Source organism: Escherichia sp. E14S1 (assembly GCF_004211995.1).
In the GTDB taxonomy this organism is placed as follows: Bacteria; Pseudomonadota; Gammaproteobacteria; order Enterobacterales; family Enterobacteriaceae; genus Escherichia.
This window is the reverse complement of sequence record NZ_RHJQ01000010.1, coordinates 180,329-201,156: the sequence shown is the minus strand read 5'-3', so window position 1 is coordinate 201,156 and position 20,828 is coordinate 180,329. Positions and strand designations below refer to the sequence as shown.

General features: G+C 51.2%; 19 protein-coding genes. 10 read left to right on the top strand and 9 right to left on the bottom strand.

What is annotated here, in order from left to right:
• Window positions 1–248: 248 nt before the first annotated feature.
• Both sdhE and D9734_RS12510 read left to right on the top strand, forming a co-directional pair.
• The gene (gene sdhE / locus D9734_RS12515; protein WP_000354046.1) at window positions 249–515 is read left to right on the top strand and encodes an FAD assembly factor SdhE; all 267 of its coding nucleotides are present in this window, start codon (window positions 249–251) and stop codon (window positions 513–515) included.
• Complete coding sequence (locus tag D9734_RS12510) at window positions 496–903, top strand: protein YgfX (RefSeq protein WP_064529790.1); 408 nt, start codon at window positions 496–498, stop codon at window positions 901–903. Before sdhE ends, D9734_RS12510 begins: the two co-directional genes overlap by 20 nt.
• A gap of 39 nt (window positions 904–942) precedes the next feature.
• Here the strand turns inward: D9734_RS12510 and fldB are convergent, their stop codons facing one another.
• Entirely contained in the window at window positions 943–1,464 is a 522-nt protein-coding gene (gene fldB / locus D9734_RS12505) for a flavodoxin FldB (protein ID WP_130207828.1), read from the bottom strand.
• A 111-nt stretch (window positions 1,465–1,575) separates the two neighbouring features.
• Here fldB and xerD point away from each other — a divergent pair, with 111 nt between their 5' ends.
• The 5 genes from xerD (at window position 1,576) to lysS (ending at window position 7,663) form a co-directional block, all read left to right on the top strand.
• Entirely contained in the window at window positions 1,576–2,472 is an 897-nt protein-coding gene (xerD, locus tag D9734_RS12500) for a site-specific tyrosine recombinase XerD (RefSeq protein ID WP_064529792.1), read from the top strand.
• 24 nt (window positions 2,473–2,496) lie between these two features.
• Window positions 2,497–3,207, top strand: coding sequence for a bifunctional protein-disulfide isomerase/oxidoreductase DsbC (gene dsbC / locus D9734_RS12495; protein WP_130207826.1), 711 nt, complete (start codon window positions 2,497–2,499; stop codon window positions 3,205–3,207).
• 5 nt (window positions 3,208–3,212) lie between these two features.
• Window positions 3,213–4,946, top strand: a complete 1,734-nt coding sequence (gene recJ / locus D9734_RS12490; RefSeq protein WP_130207824.1) for a single-stranded-DNA-specific exonuclease RecJ — start codon at window positions 3,213–3,215, stop codon at window positions 4,944–4,946.
• 91 nt (window positions 4,947–5,037) lie between these two features.
• Window positions 5,038–6,136 (top strand): peptide chain release factor 2 gene (prfB, locus tag D9734_RS12485; RefSeq protein ID WP_096179399.1). Its coding sequence is split into 2 segments (ribosomal slippage): window positions 5,038–5,112 and window positions 5,114–6,136, totalling 1,098 coding nucleotides; the frame shifts between segments, so codons are not numbered across the junction.
• A gap of 9 nt (window positions 6,137–6,145) precedes the next feature.
• Complete coding sequence (gene lysS, locus D9734_RS12480; protein WP_130207822.1) at window positions 6,146–7,663, top strand: lysine--tRNA ligase; 1,518 nt, start codon at window positions 6,146–6,148, stop codon at window positions 7,661–7,663.
• Window positions 7,664–7,706: 43 nt separating this feature from the next.
• Here the strand turns inward: lysS and idi are convergent, their stop codons facing one another.
• Window positions 7,707–8,255, bottom strand: a complete 549-nt coding sequence (gene idi, locus D9734_RS12475; protein WP_130207820.1) for an isopentenyl-diphosphate Delta-isomerase — start codon at window positions 8,253–8,255, stop codon at window positions 7,707–7,709.
• Window positions 8,256–8,309: 54 nt separating this feature from the next.
• Here idi and D9734_RS12470 point away from each other — a divergent pair, with 54 nt between their 5' ends.
• Window positions 8,310–8,363, top strand: a complete 54-nt coding sequence (locus tag D9734_RS12470; RefSeq protein ID WP_123057966.1) for a hypothetical protein — start codon at window positions 8,310–8,312, stop codon at window positions 8,361–8,363.
• A gap of 14 nt (window positions 8,364–8,377) precedes the next feature.
• On the opposite strand, the gene D9734_RS12465 is transcribed toward D9734_RS12470, so the two are convergent.
• Window positions 8,378–8,503 (bottom strand): hypothetical protein, encoded by a 126-nt coding sequence (locus D9734_RS12465; RefSeq protein ID WP_130207818.1) that lies wholly within the window; start codon window positions 8,501–8,503, stop codon window positions 8,378–8,380.
• A 1-nt stretch (window position 8,504) separates the two neighbouring features.
• Window positions 8,505–9,953 (bottom strand): urate/proton symporter UacT, encoded by a 1,449-nt coding sequence (uacT, locus tag D9734_RS12460; protein WP_130207816.1) that lies wholly within the window; start codon window positions 9,951–9,953, stop codon window positions 8,505–8,507.
• 436 nt (window positions 9,954–10,389) lie between these two features.
• Between uacT and ygfT the strand changes: the two genes are divergently transcribed.
• A complete protein-coding gene (gene ygfT / locus D9734_RS12455) occupies window positions 10,390–12,309 on the top strand; it encodes a formate-dependent uric acid utilization protein YgfT (protein WP_130207814.1) in 1,920 nt (639 codons plus the stop codon).
• Entirely contained in the window at window positions 12,309–12,797 is a 489-nt protein-coding gene (locus D9734_RS12450; protein WP_130207812.1) for a 4Fe-4S dicluster domain-containing protein, read from the top strand. The genes ygfT and D9734_RS12450 overlap by 1 nt, the downstream gene beginning before the upstream one ends.
• A gap of 33 nt (window positions 12,798–12,830) precedes the next feature.
• Here D9734_RS12450 and ghxQ read toward each other — a convergent pair whose 3' ends face one another.
• The 5 genes from ghxQ to ygfM form a co-directional block, all read right to left on the bottom strand.
• Window positions 12,831–14,198 (bottom strand): guanine/hypoxanthine transporter GhxQ, encoded by a 1,368-nt coding sequence (gene ghxQ, locus D9734_RS12445; RefSeq protein WP_130207810.1) that lies wholly within the window; start codon window positions 14,196–14,198, stop codon window positions 12,831–12,833.
• A gap of 35 nt (window positions 14,199–14,233) precedes the next feature.
• Entirely contained in the window at window positions 14,234–15,550 is a 1,317-nt protein-coding gene (guaD, locus tag D9734_RS12440; RefSeq protein ID WP_130208049.1) for a guanine deaminase, read from the bottom strand.
• Window positions 15,551–15,615: 65 nt separating this feature from the next.
• Window positions 15,616–16,968, bottom strand: coding sequence for a xanthine/proton symporter XanQ (gene xanQ, locus D9734_RS12435; RefSeq protein WP_130207808.1), 1,353 nt, complete (start codon window positions 16,966–16,968; stop codon window positions 15,616–15,618).
• Window positions 16,969–17,134: 166 nt separating this feature from the next.
• A complete protein-coding gene (locus D9734_RS12430) occupies window positions 17,135–20,005 on the bottom strand; it encodes a molybdopterin-dependent oxidoreductase Mo/Fe-S-binding subunit (protein WP_130207806.1) in 2,871 nt (956 codons plus the stop codon).
• Entirely contained in the window at window positions 20,002–20,781 is a 780-nt protein-coding gene (ygfM, locus tag D9734_RS12425) for a molybdopterin-dependent oxidoreductase FAD-binding subunit (protein WP_130207804.1), read from the bottom strand. Before ygfM ends, D9734_RS12430 begins: the two co-directional genes overlap by 4 nt.
• Window positions 20,782–20,828: the final 47 nt, after the last annotated feature.

Sequence of the window (20,828 nt, the reverse complement as noted above, 5' to 3'; positions counted from 1 at the left end):
GGAGTCCTGTGTAACAAACGGCGTATTAATGACTAATGGTAAAAGAGCTATGAGGCAATGCAAGTGCTTTCACTACGCGATCTGTGCCTTCTGATATGCTTTGCGAGGCGACATCCAAAAAAATGAAGCCATTGAATTGTTGCGGATTAATTTCGCGATCGCGATTGTGTTTACCGATATTCCCGCAAAAGAAGTCGAAAAACACGTTACAATAGCCTGGTACTGGATTTTCGTGAGACAGGAAGAAGATGGACATTAACAACAAAGCCCGCATTCATTGGGCATGCCGCCGTGGTATGCGCGAACTCGATATTTCAATCATGCCGTTTTTCGAACATGAGTACGACAGCTTAAGTGATGACGAAAAACGCATCTTTATTCGTCTGCTGGAATGCGACGACCCGGACCTGTTCAACTGGCTGATGAATCACGGTAAACCGGCCGATGCAGAACTGGAAATGATGGTCCGACTTATCCAGACACGGAACCGGGAACGTGGTCCTGTGGCAATCTGATCTGCGCGTCTCCTGGCGCGCACAGTGGCTTTCCTTGCTGATTCATGGGCTGGTTGCCGCTGTTATTTTACTCATGCCCTGGCCGCTCAGTTACACCCCGTTATGGATGGTGTTGCTTTCGCTAGTGGTGTTTGATTGCGTTCGCAGCCAGCGGCGCATTAATGCTCGTCAGGGGGAAATTCGCCTGTTGATGGACGGGCGTTTGCGTTGGCAAGGGCAAGAGTGGAGCATCGTCAAAGCGCCATGGATGATTAAAAGCGGTATGATGTTGCGTTTACGCGCTGATAGTGGCAAACGTCAACATTTATGGCTGGCAGCAGACAGCATGGACGAAGCCGAATGGCGGGATTTACGGCGAATTTTGTTGCAACAAGAGACGCAAAGGTAAACATGACGGCAACGCTAATGCGCAAAGCCGTCAGTCACATCAGGCGTAATACTCTGCCATTTCGTTAAGGATTTGCTCACACCAGCTCTGAATACGCTCGTCGCTAAGGTCATACTGGTTAGTTTCATCCAGCGCCAGACCCACGAACAGCTGTCCGTCAGCAATCACCGGTTTCGGGCTGGTAAACTCATATCCTTCCGTTGGCCAGTAGCCGACGAACTTCACGCCTTTGGTCGAGAGTTTGTCATGCAGCATGCCGAGCGCATCAAGGAACCACTCGCCGTATCCCAGCTGATCGCCAAGCCCATATAACGCAACAATTTTACCTTCGAGGTTCAGGTCGTCGAGCTGATCCCAGACGGCTTCCCAGTCTTCCTGGATTTCGCCAAAATCCCAGGTCGGGATACCCAGAATGAGCACATCGTACTGCTCCATTAATTTCGGGGAGTCGTCCTTGAGGTTATGTAAGGTCACCAGTTCTGGGCCGATAATATCGCGGATTTTTTCCGCCGCCATTTCGGTGTAACAGGTGCTGGAACCGTAAAAAAGACCCATATTCATAACGTAAGCTTCTCGATTCTGCTGTGGCTTTTGCGGCTAGTGTATCAGAATCGCTTTAGTCACGGCACAATAAGGCATAATGGATCAAACGAGTAACGATAAGGGGCGCAAGTGAAACAAGATCTGGCACGCATCGAGCAGTTTCTGGATGCCCTGTGGCTGGAAAAAAATCTCGCCGAAAATACGTTGAACGCATACCGTCGCGATCTGTCAATGATGGTGGAGTGGTTGCATCATCGTGGGCTGACGCTGGCAACGGCACAAAGTGACGATTTGCAGGCATTACTGGCAGAACGGCTGGAGGGCGGGTATAAAGCCACCAGTTCAGCACGTTTGCTGAGTGCGGTGCGCCGATTGTTCCAGTATCTTTATCGCGAAAAGTTTCGTGAAGACGATCCCAGTGCACATCTGGCTTCGCCGAAATTGCCCCAGCGTTTGCCGAAAGATTTAAGCGAAGCGCAGGTTGAAAGATTATTACAGGCACCTTTAGTCGATCAGCCTCTGGAGCTTCGCGACAAAGCCATGCTTGAAGTGTTGTATGCTACCGGGCTGCGTGTCTCGGAACTGGTCGGGCTGACAATGAGTGATATCAGCCTGCGCCAGGGCGTGGTACGGGTCATTGGTAAAGGCAACAAAGAACGCCTGGTGCCGTTAGGTGAAGAGGCGGTCTACTGGCTGGAAAACTATCTGGAACACGGGCGGCCATGGCTATTGAACGGTGTGTCGATTGATGTGCTGTTTCCCAGCCAGCGCGCGCAGCAGATGACGCGCCAGACCTTTTGGCACCGCATTAAACATTATGCCGTGCTGGCGGGTATCGATAGCGAAAAGCTGTCACCGCATGTGTTGCGTCATGCCTTTGCCACTCATTTGTTAAATCATGGTGCGGACTTACGCGTGGTGCAGATGTTGTTGGGCCATAGCGATCTCTCCACCACGCAAATTTATACGCATGTCGCTACCGAGCGTCTGCGGCAACTTCATCAACAGCATCACCCACGGGCGTGATGTCTGAAAAGAACGGGAAGATTTATGAAGAAAGGTTTTATGTTGTTTACTTTGTTGGCGGCGTTTTCAGGCTTTGTTCAGGCGGATGACGCGGCAATTCAACAAACGTTAGCCAAAATGGGCATCAAAAGCAGCGATATTCAGCCCGCACCCGTGGCTGGCATGAAGACAGTTCTGACTAACAGCGGTGTGTTGTACATCACCGATGATGGTAAACATATCATTCAGGGGCCAATGTATGACGTTAGCGGCACAGCTCCGGTCAATGTCACCAATAAGATGCTGTTAAAGCAACTGAACGCGCTTGAAAAAGATATGATTGTTTATAAAGCGCCGCAGGAAAAACACGTCATCACCGTGTTCACCGATATTACTTGTGGCTACTGCCACAAGCTGCATGAGCAGATGGCAGACTACAACGCGCTGGGGATCACCGTGCGTTATCTCGCTTTCCCGCGCCAGGGGTTGGAGAGCCAGGCTGAGCAACAAATGAAAGCCATCTGGTGTGCGAAAGATAAAAACAAAGCGTTTGATGATGTGATGGCGGGTAAAAGCGTCGCGCCAGCCAGTTGCGACGTGGATATTGCCAACCATTACGCGCTTGGCGTCCAGCTTGGCGTCAGCGGTACTCCGGCGATTGTGCTGAGCAACGGTACTCTGGTGCCAGGCTACCAGCCGCCGAAAGACATGAAAGAATTCCTCGACGAACACCAAAAAATGACCAGCGGTAAATAATTCGCGTGAAACAACAGATAAAACTTCGTCGCCGTGAAATCGATGAAACGGCAGACCTGCCTGCTGATCTGCCGCCCTTGCTGCGTCGTTTATACGCCAGCCGGGGCGTGCGTAGCGCGCAGGAACTGGAACGCGGTGTTAAAGGGATGCTGCCCTGGCAGCAACTGAGCGGCGTCGAAAAGGCCGTTGAGATCCTTTACAACGCTTTTCGCGAAGGAACGCGGATAACTGTGGTCGGAGATTTCGACGCCGACGGCGCCACCAGTACCGCCCTTAGCGTGCTGGCGATGCGTTCGCTTGGCTGCGCCAACATCGACTTCCTGGTGCCGAACCGTTTTGAAGACGGTTACGGCTTAAGCCCGGAAGTGGTTGAGCAGGCGCATGCCCGTGGCGCGCAGTTGATTGTGACGGTGGATAACGGCATTTCCTCTCACGCGGGCGTTGAACACGCTCGCACGCTGGGCATTCCGGTTATTGTTACCGATCACCATTTGCCGGGCGATACGTTACCCGCGGCGGAAGCCATTATTAACCCTAACTTGCGTGACTGCGACTTTCCATCGAAGTCACTGGCAGGCGTAGGCGTCGCATTTTATCTGATGCTGGCGCTGCGCACCTTTTTGCGCGATCAGGGCTGGTTTGATGACCGTGGCATTGCAATCCCTAATCTGGCGGAATTGCTGGATCTGGTGGCGCTCGGGACGGTGGCGGACGTGGTGCCGCTGGATGCGAATAACCGTATCCTGACCTGGCAGGGCATGAGCCGAATCCGCGCCGGGAAGTGCCGCCCAGGGATTAAAGCGCTGCTGGAAGTGGCAAACCGCGATCCGCAAAAACTCGCCGCCAGCGATTTAGGTTTTGCGCTGGGGCCACGTCTCAATGCTGCCGGGCGACTGGATGATATGTCCGTCGGAGTGGCGCTGTTACTGTGCGACAACATCGGCGAAGCGCGTGTGCTGGCAAATGAACTCGACGCCCTAAACCAGACGCGCAAAGAGATTGAACAGGGAATGCAGGTTGAGGCGCTAACTCTGTGCGAGAAACTGGAGCGCAGTCGCGACACGCTGCCCGGCGGGCTGGCAATGTATCATCCTGAATGGCATCAGGGGGTTGTCGGTATTCTGGCTTCGCGTATTAAAGAGCGTTTTCACCGTCCGGTTATTGCGTTTGCGCCAGCGGGAGACGGTACGTTAAAAGGTTCTGGACGCTCCATTCAGGGGCTGCATATGCGCGATGCGCTGGAGCGCTTAGACACGCTCTATCCGGGCATGATGCTCAAGTTTGGCGGCCATGCGATGGCGGCAGGCCTGTCGCTGGAAGAGGATAAATTCGAACTTTTTCAGCAACGCTTTGGCGAACTGGTTACCGAGTGGCTGGACCCCGCATTATTACAGGGTGAAGTTGTCTCCGACGGCCCGTTAAGCGCTGAAGAGATGACCATGGAAGTGGCGCAGCTGCTACGTGATGCTGGCCCGTGGGGGCAGATGTTCCCGGAACCACTGTTTGATGGCTATTTCCGCCTGTTGCAACAGCGGTTGGTAGGCGAGCGTCATCTGAAAGTGATGGTCGAACCGGTCGGTGGTGGCCCGTTGCTGGATGGTATTGCGTTTAACGTTGATACGGCCCTCTGGCCGGATAACGGTGTGCGTGAAGTGCAACTAGCCTATAAACTGGATATCAACGAGTTTCGCGGCAACCGCAGCCTGCAAATTATCATCGACAATATCTGGCCTGTCTGACGAATTTAGTATGTATAAAATTGAGCCGGGATCCGGTACAATCCCGCTCTTATCACCGCATTTTGACTAGCTCAATAAAAGAAATCAGACCATGTTTGAAATTAATCCGGTAAATAATCGCATTCAGGACCTCACGGAACGCTCCGACGTTCTTAGGGGGTATCTTTGACTACGACGCCAAGAAAGAGCGTCTGGAAGAAGTAAACGCCGAGCTGGAACAGCCGGATGTCTGGAACGAACCCGAACGCGCACAGGCGCTGGGTAAAGAGCGTTCCTCCCTCGAAGCCGTTGTCGACACCCTCGACCAAATGAAACAGGGGCTGGAAGATGTTTCTGGTCTGCTGGAACTGGCTGTAGAAGCTGACGACGAAGAAACCTTTAACGAAGCCGTTGCTGAACTCGACGCCCTGGAAGAAAAACTGGCGCAGCTTGAATTCCGCCGTATGTTCTCTGGCGAATATGACAGCGCCGACTGCTACCTCGATATTCAGGCGGGGTCTGGTGGTACGGAAGCACAGGACTGGGCGAGCATGCTTGAGCGTATGTATCTGCGCTGGGCTGAATCGCGTGGTTTCAAAACTGAAATCATCGAAGAGTCGGAAGGTGAAGTGGCGGGTATTAAATCCGTGACGATCAAAATCTCCGGCGATTACGCTTACGGCTGGCTGCGTACAGAAACAGGTGTTCACCGCCTGGTGCGTAAGAGTCCGTTTGACTCCGGCGGTCGTCGCCACACGTCGTTCAGCTCCGCGTTTGTTTACCCGGAAGTTGATGATGATATTGATATCGAAATCAATCCGGCGGATCTGCGCATTGACGTTTATCGCGCGTCCGGCGCGGGTGGTCAGCACGTTAACCGTACCGAATCTGCGGTGCGTATTACTCACATCCCAACCGGGATCGTGACCCAGTGCCAGAACGACCGTTCCCAGCACAAGAACAAAGACCAGGCCATGAAGCAGATGAAAGCGAAGCTTTATGAACTGGAGATGCAGAAGAAGAATGCCGAGAAACAGGCGATGGAAGACACCAAGTCCGACATCGGCTGGGGCAGCCAGATTCGTTCTTATGTCCTTGATGACTCCCGCATTAAAGATCTGCGTACCGGGGTAGAAACCCGCAACACGCAGGCCGTGCTGGACGGCAGCCTGGATCAATTTATCGAAGCAAGTTTGAAAGCAGGGTTATGAGGAACCAACATGTCTGAACAACACGCACAGGGCGCTGACGCGGTAGTCGATCTTAACAATGAACTGAAAACGCGTCGTGAGAAGCTGGCGAACCTGCGCGAGCAGGGGATTGCCTTCCCGAACGATTTCCGTCGCGATCATACCTCTGACCAATTGCACGCAGAATTCGACGGTAAAGAGAACGAAGAACTGGAAGCGCTGAACATCGAAGTTGCCGTTGCTGGCCGCATGATGACCCGCCGTATTATGGGTAAAGCGTCTTTCGTTACCCTGCAGGATGTGGGTGGCCGCATTCAGCTGTACGTTGCCCGTGACGATCTGCCGGAAGGCGTTTACAACGAGCAGTTCAAAAAATGGGATCTCGGCGATATTATCGGCGCGAAAGGTAAACTGTTCAAAACCAAAACCGGCGAACTGTCTATCCACTGTACCGAGCTGCGTCTGCTGACCAAAGCACTGCGTCCGCTGCCGGATAAATTCCACGGCTTGCAGGATCAGGAAGCGCGCTATCGTCAGCGTTATCTGGATCTCATCTCTAACGATGAATCCCGCAACACCTTTAAAGTGCGTTCGCAAATTCTGTCCGGTATTCGCCAGTTCATGGTGAATCGCGGCTTTATGGAAGTTGAAACCCCGATGATGCAGGTGATCCCGGGTGGTGCCGCTGCGCGTCCGTTTATCACCCATCACAATGCGCTGGATCTCGACATGTACCTGCGTATCGCGCCGGAACTGTACCTCAAGCGTCTGGTGGTCGGTGGCTTCGAGCGTGTATTCGAAATCAACCGTAACTTCCGTAACGAAGGTATCTCCGTACGTCATAACCCAGAGTTCACCATGATGGAACTCTACATGGCTTACGCAGATTACAAAGATCTGATCGAACTGACTGAATCGCTGTTCCGTACTCTGGCACAGAATATTCTCGGTAAGACGGAAGTGACCTACGGCGACGTAACGCTGGACTTCGGTAAACCGTTCGAAAAACTGACCATGCGTGAAGCGATCAAGAAATATCGCCCGGAAACCGACATGGCAGATCTGGACAACTTCGACTCTGCGAAAGCGATTGCTGAATCTATCGGTATCCACGTTGAGAAGAGCTGGGGTCTGGGCCGTATCGTTACCGAGATCTTCGAAGAAGTGGCAGAAGCACATCTGATTCAGCCGACCTTCATTACTGAATATCCGGCAGAAGTTTCTCCGCTGGCGCGTCGTAACGACGTTAACCCGGAAATCACTGACCGCTTTGAGTTCTTCATTGGCGGTCGTGAAATCGGTAACGGCTTTAGCGAGCTGAACGATGCCGAAGATCAGGCGCAGCGCTTCCTGGATCAGGTTGCAGCGAAAGATGCAGGCGACGACGAAGCAATGTTCTACGACGAAGATTACGTCACCGCACTGGAACATGGTTTGCCGCCGACAGCTGGTCTGGGAATTGGTATCGACCGTATGGTAATGCTGTTCACCAACAGCCATACCATCCGCGACGTTATTCTGTTCCCGGCAATGCGTCCGGTAAAATAAGCGTTACGCGTATGCACTTAACCCCGGCATTTGTCGGGGTTTTTTATTCTCTCTTTGCGAAAACAGATAATACATTTCTGGCTTTGCTATTGGCTGCCTGCATCACCATCCACGGACTAAACGCCCACGACGTAGCATCAATAGCGCGCAAAACATCTGATAAATCACACCATTGATAATCCATCACTTCATCACCGTTGGGCTGTAACGCGCTGGTAATTCGTGCGGCAAAGACTGGACACATTTCATTTTCGACAATGCCATTCGGGTCAGTGGCGCGATAGTGGAAGTCTGGATAAACCGATTCGGGTGACGTTATTTCCACGCCCAGTTCATAGCGGCAACGGCGGATTACCGCCTCTTCATTGCTTTCGCCCAGTTGTGGATGACCGCACACCGAGTTAGTCCACACGCCTGGCCACGCTTTTTTGCTAAGTGCGCGGCGGGTAACCAGCAGTTGTCCCTTAGCATTAAACAGCCAGCAGGAGAACGCGAGATGTAAGGGGGTGTCTGCCGTGTGTGCGGCATATTTTTCCAGCGTACCCGAGGGGACTCCCTGTGCATTCAGTAAAATGACGTGTTCCGTTTGCATAATTTCTCACATGTAATTCTAATCACTCGTCATTATAGATAACTGAAGAGTCAAATGATTAACCAAGTGAGTGTTTATCGGCATCCGCCCGTTTTGAGCGGATGCTGACAGAGAAAGGTCATTTAAAAAAGCAGCATCATATAGTTGAAGCGACTTTCAATAGCCATTGCCACGCAGTCAGAAATGACAGGGATGGAGATCATTAAGAGTAATAACAGACTGAATATAGTGCGTATTAATAGGTTCATATCATTCACCATGCTCATTTTTCTTTAGCTTGCGCATCAAAAGCCACATACGCACTGTTCTGACTTTTAAATCTTTATCAGAAACAGATTCCTTCACCAGATCGGCATGATGCTGATAACCATTGAAAAAGACGTTCAGCACCACCGCACTGATAGTCGCCAACATAATGCCGCTATGTAACAACGGTTGCAGTACAGCCGGTAACTTAGAAAAGAAATCATGAGAAAGCGTCGGGGTCATACCCACGCCAAGGCTAATAGCCACGATATAAAGGTTGTAGCGGTTGGTGGTGTAGTTACAGCGCGACAGAATGCGGATCCCCGTCGCCAGCACCATACCGAACATTACTAATCCTGCACCGCCTAGTACAAATTGCGGAATGGAAGCCACCAGCACCGCCATTTTGGGTACCATCCCGAACATGATTAATATAATCCCGGAAGAGATACACACCCAGCGACTGTGAACGCGCGTCACGCTGACCAGGCCAACGTTTTGCGAAAAGGAAGTATGCGGGAAGCTGTTAAACGTGCCGCCAATCATTGTCCCTATGCCATCTACGCGTAGCCCGCGAATAATGTCTTGTGAAGAAAGTTTTCTACCGACAATTTCCCCCAAGGCCAGGAACATCCCCATCGACTCAATAAATACGATGATTAACACTGCGGTCATGGTCAGAATGGAAACCGGATCGAAAACTGGCGTACCAAACGACATTGGCGTGACAATGGCGAACCACGAAGCATCATTCAGCCCAGACAGATTCACTTCATTCATCATCCACGACAACAAGAAGCCAAATACAATCCCCAGTAATACGGCGACATTGGACATAAATCCTTTGGCGTAACGGGTGATAAGCAAGATGAAAATTAAGACGGCGAAGGAAATGGTTAAATAAACCGGATTGCCATATTGTGGATTTCCTTTACCGCCAGCAGCCCAGTCAATGCCTACCTGAATAATACTCAGGCCGATAGAGGTAATAACCACACCGGTAACTAACGGTGGGAATAAAGGCATTAAGCGACCAATAAGTGGTGCTAATAGCGTGGTGATAAAACCGGCCGCAATGGTCGCGCCAAAAATCCCCAGCAGACCGATATCCGGGTTCATCCCAATGGCAATCATTGGTGTTACAGCCGCAAAGGTAACCGACATAATCACCGGCAGGCGAATTCCCATAAAGCGACCAATGCCGATACATTGCAATAATGTGACGATACCGCAGCAAAAGAGATCGGAGCTAATCAGCATTGCGATAGCTTCTTTCGAGAGTCCGAGTCTGTCACCAATCATCAGTGGGACGGCGACTGCGCCTGCGTACATAACAAGGACGTGTTGCAGACCGAGTATGATCAGCTTTCCTGGTGATAATATGCGGTCCACCTCATCCGTTGGGCGGTCTTGCCCTGAAGATGAGGGAATTTGAGAATCTATGGCGCTCATCAGTCTTTCTCCTTTCGCTCGCCAGAGTAAAAAGCAACCGTTTACGTTCACTAAAACTCTTTAATGACATGCTCGTGGGATGCCAGTTTTCACAAGGAGGGGACGTTACAAGATGGAAATGCGGGGGCAATCACATAATCGGGGTTAAACCGAGAAAATGAGAATAAAAATAGACAATGAAATTATCTTTAATTTTCTCATATTGATATTTCATTAATCATTCTGGCATGTCGCACTCTCGTATTTAATACTTTTTATCCGGATGGCATTTTTTTGAACGGCGATGTTTAAATATTGAAAACGGCACAGATTGAGGGGCGATAATTTGATATCTCTCACAAAATTATAATTAAAACTGACTCGTTTCCTCATATATGCCCGTTTATTGCATTGCGACATTTGAGAAGACATAACTCATCAAATGAAAGGGATGCAAATGAACAAGTTTATCGCTGCTGATGCTGCGGAATGTATAGGCTGTCATGCCTGTGAAATTGCCTGTGCGGTGGCTCATAATCAAGAAAACTGGCCGCAGAGTCATGGTGATTTTCGACCCCGTATCCACGTTGTTGGGAAAGGTCTGGCTGCAAATCCAGTGGCTTGCCATCATTGCAACAATGCCCCCTGCGTTACGGCTTGCCCTGTAAATGCTCTGACTTTCCAGCCCGATAGCGTACAACTGGACGAACAAAAATGCATTGGTTGTAAAAGATGCGCAATCGCTTGCCCCTTTGGGGTAATTGAGATGGTCGATGCTATTGCGCAGAAATGTGACCTTTGTAACCAGCGCAATTCCGGCGCGCAAGCCTGTATTGAAGTCTGCCCAACCCAGGCGTTGCGGCTGATGGATGAGAGCGGCTTGCAGCAGATGAAAACGCTGCGACAGCGCAGGACGGCGGAGGGAAAAGCATCGGAAAAACCACAATCATCGCGTCGCGAGGCATTGCTGCCTGTCACTCCACGCAAAGGGGCGGATAAAGTTACAGCAAGCGAGCGGAAGACCCACTTTGGCGAAATTTATTGCAGCCTTGATCAAAAACAAGCAGCGTATGAAAGCGACCGTTGTGTCTATTGCGCCGAAAAAGCCAACTGTAACTGGCATTGCCCGCTGCATAACGCTATCCCTGATTACGTCCGCCTGGTGCAGGAAGGGAAGATTATTGAAGCGGCAGAACTCTGCCACCAGACCAGTTCATTACCGGAAATTTGCGGTAGGGTGTGTCCGCAGGACCGGCTTTGTGAAGGCGCATGTACTTTAAAAGATCACTCTGGCGCAGTCTCTATCGGTAATCTGGAACGCTATATTACTGATACTGCGCTGGCGATGGGCTGGCGTCCTGATGTCAGCCAGGTTGTTCCCCGCATAGAAAAAGTGGCGGTAATTGGCGCAGGACCCGCGGGGCTGGGATGTGCCGACATTCTGGCGAGGGCGGGTGTTCATGTTGATGTCTTTGATCGCCATCCAGAAATTGGCGGTATGCTGACTTTTGGCATTCCTCCGTTCAAGCTCGATAAAATGGTATTAAGCCAGCGGCGGGAGATATTCACCGCAATGGGAATCGACTTTCATCTCAATTGTGAAATTGGCCGCGATATCTCTTTCAACGAATTAACGGCGGAATATGATGCTGTTTTCCTCGGCGTGGGGACTTACGGCATGATGCGTGCAGATCTGCCGCATGAAGATGCGCCGGGCGTCATTCAGGCGCTCCCGTTCCTGACTGCCCATACCCGCCAGCTTATGGGACTGCCGGAGTCTGAAGAGTATCCGCTGACGGATGTTGAAGGTAAACGCGTCGTGGTTTTGGGTGGCGGCGATACGACAATGGATTGTTTGCGTACTTCCATCCGCCTCAATGCTGCCAGTGTGACCTGCGCGTATCGCCGTGATGAAGTCAGTATGCCCGGTTCGCGTAAAGAGGTAGTCAACGCGCGCGAGGAAGGCGTTGAGTTTCAGTTCAATGTTCAGCCGCAATATATTGCTTGTGACGATGATGGGCGTTTAACTGCGGTGGGCCTGATTCGTACCGCAATGGGCGAGCCGGGACCAGATGGGCGCCGTCGTCCACGTCCGGTGGCGGGCTCTGAGTTTGAACTGCCCGCCGATGTTCTGATTATGGCGTTTGGTTTTCAGGCACATGCAATGCCGTGGTTACAGGGGAGTGGAATAAAACTCGATAAATGGGGACTGATTAAAACCGGTGACGCGGGATATTTCGCTACTCAGACGCATCTGAAAAAGGTCTTTGCCGGGGGGGACGCGGTTCATGGTGCGGATCTCGTTGTCACTGCAATGGCGGCAGGACGGCAGGCGGCGCGCGATATGTTAACTATGTTTGATACGAAGGCATCGTGATGAAATCGTTAATTATCGTTAATCCGGCTGACTGTATTGGCTGTCGCACTTGTGAAGTAGCCTGTGTTGTCGCCCATCCGTCAGAGCAGACTTTAAATGCCAGCTTCTTTTTGCCTCGCTTAAAGGTGCAGCGTTTGGATCGAATTAGTGCTCCGGTGATGTGTCACCAGTGCGAAAATGCGCCTTGCGTTGGGGCCTGCCCCGTGCAGGCGCTGACGATGGGTGAGCAGGTGGTGCAGGCAAATTCTGCCCGTTGTATCGGCTGCCAGAGTTGCGTCAGCGCGTGTCCGTTTGGGATGATCACAATTCAAATGTTGCCGGGAAATGTTCGGCCAGAAATCGTGAAATGTGACCTTTGCGAACAGCGGGAAGAGGGACCGGCTTGCGTTGCATCTTGCCCGACGCAGGCGTTGCAGTTGTTAACCGAAGGAGAACTCAGGCGAGTCCGCCTGCAGCGTATTGCTGCCAGCGGCAAGAATCCACTCTGACAAAACTCCGCGCTGTATGGCGCGGAGGTTCTTCTAGATAGCCCAGCCACCCGCGTAAAACGCGACTAGGGCGACAGTTATGATGACAGTACCAATATTGAGTTTGTTCCATTCGCGAGCAAAAACACGACCCACTACGAGAGTTACAAAGCCCAGCATAATGCCGGTGACGATATTACAGGTCAGGACGATAAAGACAGCGCAAACCAGGCCCGCCATCGCATCAATAAAGTCATTGAAGTCCAGTTTTGAGACGTTACTTAGCATCAGCAGACCCACGTACATCAGTGCGGGCGCTGTGGCATAACCGGGGATCAGAAACGATAACGGTGATAAAAACAGAATCAACAGGAACAGTAAGCCAACAATCGTCGCTGTCAGACCTGTTTTGCCACCCGCAGCTGTTCCTGCAGCAGATTCGATATAGACCGCCGCAGGCGCAGCACCTACCAGCCCAGAAAATATCGAGCTGACGGAATCGCTGGTCAGGGCTTTACCACCGTTGATTATCTGGTTGTCTTTATCCAGGAGATTCGCCTGACCGGCTACTGCGCGGATGGTGCCGGTGGCATCAAATACGGCGGTCATCACCAGTGCCAGTACACTCGGGAGAACGGTTGGCTGGAGTGCACCCATAATGTCGAGGCTGAAAATTAGTGACTTACCATCTTCTCCTGTCAGGCTCGGCATCGCCACCAGACCGTGGTATTCCACCGCGGGGTCAAAGATTAAGCCGATTATCGAGATGGCGATAATTACCAGTAAGATCCCTCCTGGTACGCGGCACTTCTCCAGACCAAAAATTACCGCTAATCCCAGCAAGCTCATCATCACAGGGAAAGAGGTAAATGCCCCGAGCGCTACCGGTAAACCTTCAATCGGGTTTTTGATAACCATACCAACGCCGTTAGCTGCAATCAGCAGCAGGAACAGGCCGATACCAATGCCTGTTCCGTGGGCGATACCCATCGGTAAATTGCGTAAGATCCAGGTTCGTATACCGGTTACCGAGATGGCGGTGAAGATGAGGCCCATCAGGAAGACCGCGCCCAGCGCGACGGGAACGCTAATTTGTTGCCCGAGTACCAGACTGAATGCGGTAAATGCCGTCAAGGAGATGGCGCAGCCGATCGCCATTGGCAAATTGGCCCACAGCCCCATTAGCAGCGAACCGAAGCCCGCGACCAGACAAGTAGCAACAAAGACTGCAGCAGGGGGAAAACCAGCTTTGCCCAACATGCCGGGAACCACGATTACAGAATAAACCATGGCCAGAAAGGTGGTTAAGCCTGCCAGTACTTCCTGGCGAACGGTACTGCCACGAGCGGTTATTTTAAAATAACTATCCAGCGCGCCCTGTGGCTTTGGTGCGACCGGTGTTTGTAGGATGTCTCCAGACATAATGATGTCCTCACGAGGATGTTAAGGTTTTATTATTAGTTGCGTTCGTACACCAGACGACCATCAACGTAGGTGCGGTAGATCGAACGGTCATCGCCCAACGTCATCATCACGAACAATTTGTCGACTAAAGAAACAGAGTTGTCATAGCGCAGCTGCTGTAGTGGTGTGGCCGTGGGTTCCATCACCACAAAATCAGCCTCTTTGCCGGGTAAAAAGTTGCCGATAAGGTCATCAAGGCCCAGAGATTTCGCGCCACCAAGGGTGGCAAGGTAAAACGCTTCATACGCGGAGAGGCGGTATCCCTGTAACTGCAATACTTTGTAGGCTTCATTCAACGTTTGCAGCATGTTGAAGGTGGTTCCGGCACCAATGTCAGTTCCCATGCCCACTTTGACTTTTTTCTTCCAGGCTTTTTGTAGGTTGAATAGACCACTGCCCAGGTAGAGGTTTGAAGTTGGGCAGAAAGCGATGCTGGATTTGGTTTCGCTAAGACGATCCCACTCTTTTTCTTCGAGATGGACGCAGTGAGCAAAGACGCAGTTTTTCCCTGTCAGCCCGTACTGGTGGTAAACATCCAGATAACCATCATGTTCAGGATAGAGTGATTTCACCCAGGCAATTTCATCTTTGTTTTCACAGAGATGGGTATGTACCCACGTATCTGGATACTCTTCTTTCAGGCGTTGCGCCATCGCCATCTGTTCAGGTGAAGATGTTGGGGCGAAGCGTGGTGTAATGGCATATAACAGACGACCATTTTTGTGCCAGCGTTCGATCAGTTCTTTGCTTTGGTGATAGCTGCTTTCGGCAGTATCGAGCAGATAATCCGGTGCGTTGCGGTCCATCATCACCTTACCGGCAATCATGCGCATATTGATATGACTGGCGGCTTCAAACAGCGCATCAACGGATTGCGGATGGACGGTACCAAACACCAGCGCCGTGGTGGTTCCGTTACGTAAAAGCTGCTTGATGAAGAACGCCGACATTTCGCGGGCGTACTCTAAATCCTCATAACGGCGCTCAGTAGGGAAGGTGTGTTTATTCAGCCATTCCAGTAACTGCTCGCCATAGGCACCGACCATTTCACTTTGCGGATAATGAATATGCGTATCGACAAAGCCCGGTACTATCAGTTTGCCGCGATAATCACGGACGCGAATGGTGTCCGGGATTTGATGCTTGCCCTGTTCCCATTCACCAAACCATTCCACTTTCCCCTGTTTAATGAGTAATAAACCATCCTCAATAAATCGCAGCGCAGAAGCGATCTCTTCTGGATTATCGACAGTACGGATGACATCAATAAAACTGCCTCGTACTGCTTTTAACGTGTGTTCCCCTGACATCATTGACTCCTTTACTGTTAATCCATCTCTTCCGCAGAGGTAATACCCGGCAGAACGTTTTCCTGTCAGTAGCCACCAGGGAGGATAATATTTAATAAAATCGCAGTTAGGCCTCCGGCACAAATAGGATTTTCAACTAATACATATATTGAGGCGGGCAATATTTTAAAAATTTCGGGGTCATAAGAAACACCAAGTCCTAAACCTAAAGAAGTGGCGACAATAAGTGTTTCACGGCGCTTTAATCCGTTGGTAATAATGATGCGGATACCCGCAATGGCAATCATGGAAAACATCAACGTCATTGCACCACCCAGAACTGCCGAGGGAATAGTGGTGAAGAAGCCGCCGATCATCGGAAATAATCCAAGGATAACCAGCATTACCGCAATGCTGCGCCCGATATAACGTGAAGCGACGCCAGTCATCTGTATTACGCCATTATTTTGTGCAAAAGTGGTTAATGGTAATGAACCGACGGCGGAGGCGATAACCGAAACCAGACCATCTGCCAGCACGCCGCCTTTCAGGCGTGACTGATATTCTTCTCCCTGGATAGGGCGGCGGGAAACCATTGCTGTGGCGGTGATATCCCCTACCGCTTCCAGCACACTAAGCAGATAAATGGTGCCGACCACCAGGAACTGATGGAGGTTGAAATTAAATCCGTATTTGAAAGGATGGGGAATAGTAATGAGGGGGAGATTGCGTAAACTGCTGAAGTCCACCATGCCAAGGCATAATGAAACCGCATAACCCACGCACAGACCAATGGCGATTCCGCCCATACGTAGTAGCGGACTGCGACAACAGTTAAAGCCAATAACCACAATCAGCACCAGTAAACCAACACCAAGATGCTCGTAGTTGCCGAACGTGCCACTGCTCTTGGCGGCAAAACCACCGCCAAAATCAATAATGCCAACTTTAATCAGGCTTAAGCCGATCATCAGTACAACAATACCACTGACAGTGGGAGTAATTACTCTGCGTAAATAAGGAAGAATAAAAGAGGCTCCGACCACCAGAAAGGCACCAACGAAGGAGACGCCGAGGAGTGACGACATGATTAATTCTTCATGAAAACCGTCGCTTTTCATGCTGCTACCCAGCGCAATCATGACTGTCACAAATGAAAAATTGACTGACTGAATTGAGAGTAGACCAGAACCGACGATGCCATAACGATTTACCTGCAACCAGGTACCAATGCCAGAAGCGATCATCGCCATGGAAACCAGGTAGGCTGTGGTTTCTGCGGAAAGTTGTAAGGCCGCCCCCACAATTAGCGCAGGTGTTACCATTGGGACGAAAATTGCCAATAGATGGGTAATGGCACCAACGATAGCCTGATGAAAAGGAGGGCGATCCTCCAGTTCAAATATAAGGTCAGAACCTGCATGGTTTATATCAGACATCCCTTCACTCCTTTATAAAGTAAATTTGATCATCTGAATCAGTAAAATAAATTCCCACGAATTTGGGGCGCAGGACGCCTTGAGAACGGCTTATCTCATTTTCGCAGTTACTAATTAGTTATCTTTAATACAAGGGAAACTGGCCGCCGAAGCGGCCATTTATTATTTATATTTTTTTCAGTGCAGTGAGTATTTTCTCCGGTGTGAAATGCCATTCGCGTAACCAAATGCCGCAAGCATCGTGAATTGCGGTAGCAATTGCCGGTGCTGCACCGTTCACGCCGATCTCCGAGATTGATTTCGCCCCGAATGGGCCGACTTTATCGTCACTCGGCACCAGCACAGCGCGGAAATCACGCGGAATGTCGCCAATTTTCGGCGCGCCATAGCTGCGTAAATCACGCGTTAATGGGTGTCCTTTGGCGTCATAAATGATCTCTTCGCTCATGCTGTGGCCGATAGCTCGGAGGGTAGCGCCGTAGATCTGCCCCAACGCTAACTCCGGGTTGACCGGAGTACCGCAATCCAGCAAGGCGTAGAATTTATCCAGGCGGATTTCACCGGTACGTGTATTGACGGCCACTTCAGCGAAGTTTGCCCCATACGGGAAGGCGAAATCAGGCGTGATGTAACTGGCTGTTCCCACCAGTGAACCAAAGCCAGTACCAGTTTCGCCTTTATGGGCAATATCCCCGAAACTGACTTCGCCTTTCTTGCCGCGAACGACACCCGGCGTTGCCAGTTGAACATCTTCCAGTGGCTCACCCAACATTTGCGCGCCGTGGAAAAGGATTTTGTCGCGTAAATTTTCCGCTGCCATACGTGCGGCGTTGCCTGAGAAGCAAGTGCCGGACGAGGCATACGCGCCTTTATCAAACAACGCATGATCGGTATCACCGGAGATAACATGCACGTCCTGCGGTGGGCAGTACAGCACTTCTGCCGCCAGTTTGGTCACCACAGTATCCAGACCCGTACCGATGTCAGCACCACCAGAATGGACGATAAATGTACCGTCTGATTCCAGTTTGATCATGCAGTTAGCCTGATCGATATCAGGGATACCTGATTTCTGCATAATAATGGCGACGCCACGACCCACGCACCAGTCACCTTCCTGCGCTTTAGGTGAAGACCATTGGATCATCTCACGCCCCTGACGCAGGATCTCTTCCAGTGCGCAGCTGGCAGCAGAAGGAACGGAGGTCGGCGCTTTACCTTCGCCAATTGCGCCGAGAATCTTCAGCTCTTGCCCTTCGTGTACCCGGTTACGTTCGATAATTTCCAGCTGGTCGATCTGCAACTGTTCAGCCAGTTCTGCTAATGCCATAGTGATAGCGAAGTTACCTTTCGGTGCGCCATAACCCTGATAAGCACCATTTGGGCAGATGTTGCTGTAGTAGGTGGTGACCTGGAAATCGACGTTATCGCACGGATATAACGGCAGTGATAGCGCCGGTCCGTTACACGGTACGGTGAGTGAGTGGTTGCCGTAAGGTCCTGTGTTGGCGCGGAAATCCATCTTCACTGCCGTCAGGCGACCATCTTTTTTGGCCCCCAGTTTTACGGTAACTTTCGCGACGTGACGAGAGGTGTTAGCAATAAACTCTTCTTCACGGGTGTAGCGGAACAGTACCGGACGCCCGGTCACGCAGGTTGCCCAGGCGCACACTTCTTCCAGCAGGATGTCCTGTTTAGACCCAAAACCGCCGCCTACGCGTTCTTTAATGACATGAACTTTATGCTGTTTCATGCCCACGAGACGCGCAACCTGGCGACGCAGGTGCCACGGTACTTGAGTGGACGCGTGGATAACCAGACGATCGCCGTCCATGCGGGTAAAGCAGATGTGTGTTTCAGTCGGGCACTGTTGTGCCTGAGTTGAATTATAGGTTCGTTCAATGATCACATCGGCGTCGGCAAAGCCTTTGTCCATATCACCAATATGACCATGAATACTGGCGGCGATATTTTTGCGAGGGCGAGAACCGATAGGGAAGTTGATGATCATATGCTCGCCGCGCTGGGCTGCATGGCTGTTATCGTCTTCCAGAGTATCTGGCGCACCAGCAACATACACCACCGGTTCATCGTGTACGACAGGCGCATCTTCCGCCATTGCCTCGTCAATCGACATTACTGGCTTAAGCACCTCATATTCAACGTCGATGAGCTTCAGTGCTTCGAGCGCAATTTCTTCATTTTCAGCTACGACCGCAGCCACGCGATCGCCGACGTGGCGCATTTTCTTGCCGAACATACGGCGGTCAAGCGGTGACGGTTCCGGTGCGCTCTGACCACCAGGTGTGTAGTAGATATCCGGGCAATTCAGGTGAGTAATAACGTGAACAACGCCCGGTAAAGCCTCGGCTTTACTGACATCCAGATGGGTAATCAGTGCGTGAGCGTGTGGGCTACGTAACATTTTAATGACGCAGGCGTCAGCGGTTACGCGGTCTTCAACATAGCAGGGTTTCGCCTGCACCATTTTGGCAGCGTCGGTTTTCGGGTAATGTTTACCAATAACTTCAAGGTCATCGCGGAAAGTTGGGGCGATATCAATCGTAGCCTGTGGGTTATTTTTACGTGCAACCGCCAGTTCAATGACCTGGTAGTATTGCTGCCAGCCAGCATCGCGGCTGAACAGACCAGAAAGCGCGTCGTCGATCTCCTCGCGGGTTGGTGTGGCGATGCGATCGAGAAGATCGGTGATAATCAGGGCCGCAGCCGGATCGTTATAACCAGACTGCACCACGCCGACATCAACCATTGCCTGTTGAACCAGACTTAATTCATTCCATTTGCCTAAGGATTCAGTGGTGAGAATGTCTGCGTTTTCTAACTGTGCTGCTATCAACAGGGAGGCGTTAAGGATATTACCGTTAAAAAGAATCGCGTCAGAACCGGCAAAACCGAAGCCATCATCACTGTTGCGCACAGAGTGCATACCCATGCCAAACAACAGCTTTTGCACGTTCTCACCAGGATTGGCCTTTAGCTCCTGGGGCGCGCCATTTAAAGTAAAGTGGATATTCATACGGCTTCCTCCCCAGCCTGTTGGCAGTCGGCATACAGGTCGGCTACCAGAACTCCCGTGATATAGCGTTTATAGGCCACGCTGCCTCGCAAATCTTCCTGCGGGAAAATGGCGTTGGCGACAGCCTGTTCAAGTGCATAGCCTTCCAAATTTTGTTTTTCGACATCGAGCAGACGCAGTGCTTTACTGGTGACGCCATCCAGCGCAATTCGCATACCGTCGTGGTCGGTCAACGCTACGGCTGCTGTCACTACCGTTAATCCAGCCTGGGAACGGCTAATTTTGCGAGTCGCACAGGTGCGGTACGGATCTTTAATGATGATTTCGGTTAGCAGGCGACCGCATGGGCAGGCCAGGTACTCTTCGATTGACAGTGTTTCACCATTGCCAAAAACCAGTTCAGCATCCAGAGCCAGCAGAACGGGAAGCAACACCGATTCTTCCTGCTGGGCGGCGATTTCGCCACCAATAGTCGACTGATTACGAACATGGCGAGAGTAAACAAAACCGAGTGCTTCGCGCAGTGCCGCAGGAATAAAGCGCGCATCACGCAGTGGCTGTAAGCGAGACATTGCACCAATACGCAGTGCGCCGTTATCCCAGTCAACCCAGTCCAGTTCCAGATCCTGTAAGGAAATGGCAATCTTTTTATCGGTGCGGGTTGGCGTGGCGTTGAGTTTGCTGCCGCCGGCAAACCAGACGGCTTCATCCTGGTAGCGGCGCTTCAGTTCCAGCGCCTGTTCGACAGAGTCGGGCCTGAAAAATTGTTCAATCATCTTCTTTCCTTATTTAACCCTCTTCCCTGAAGGAAGAGGGTTTTTGT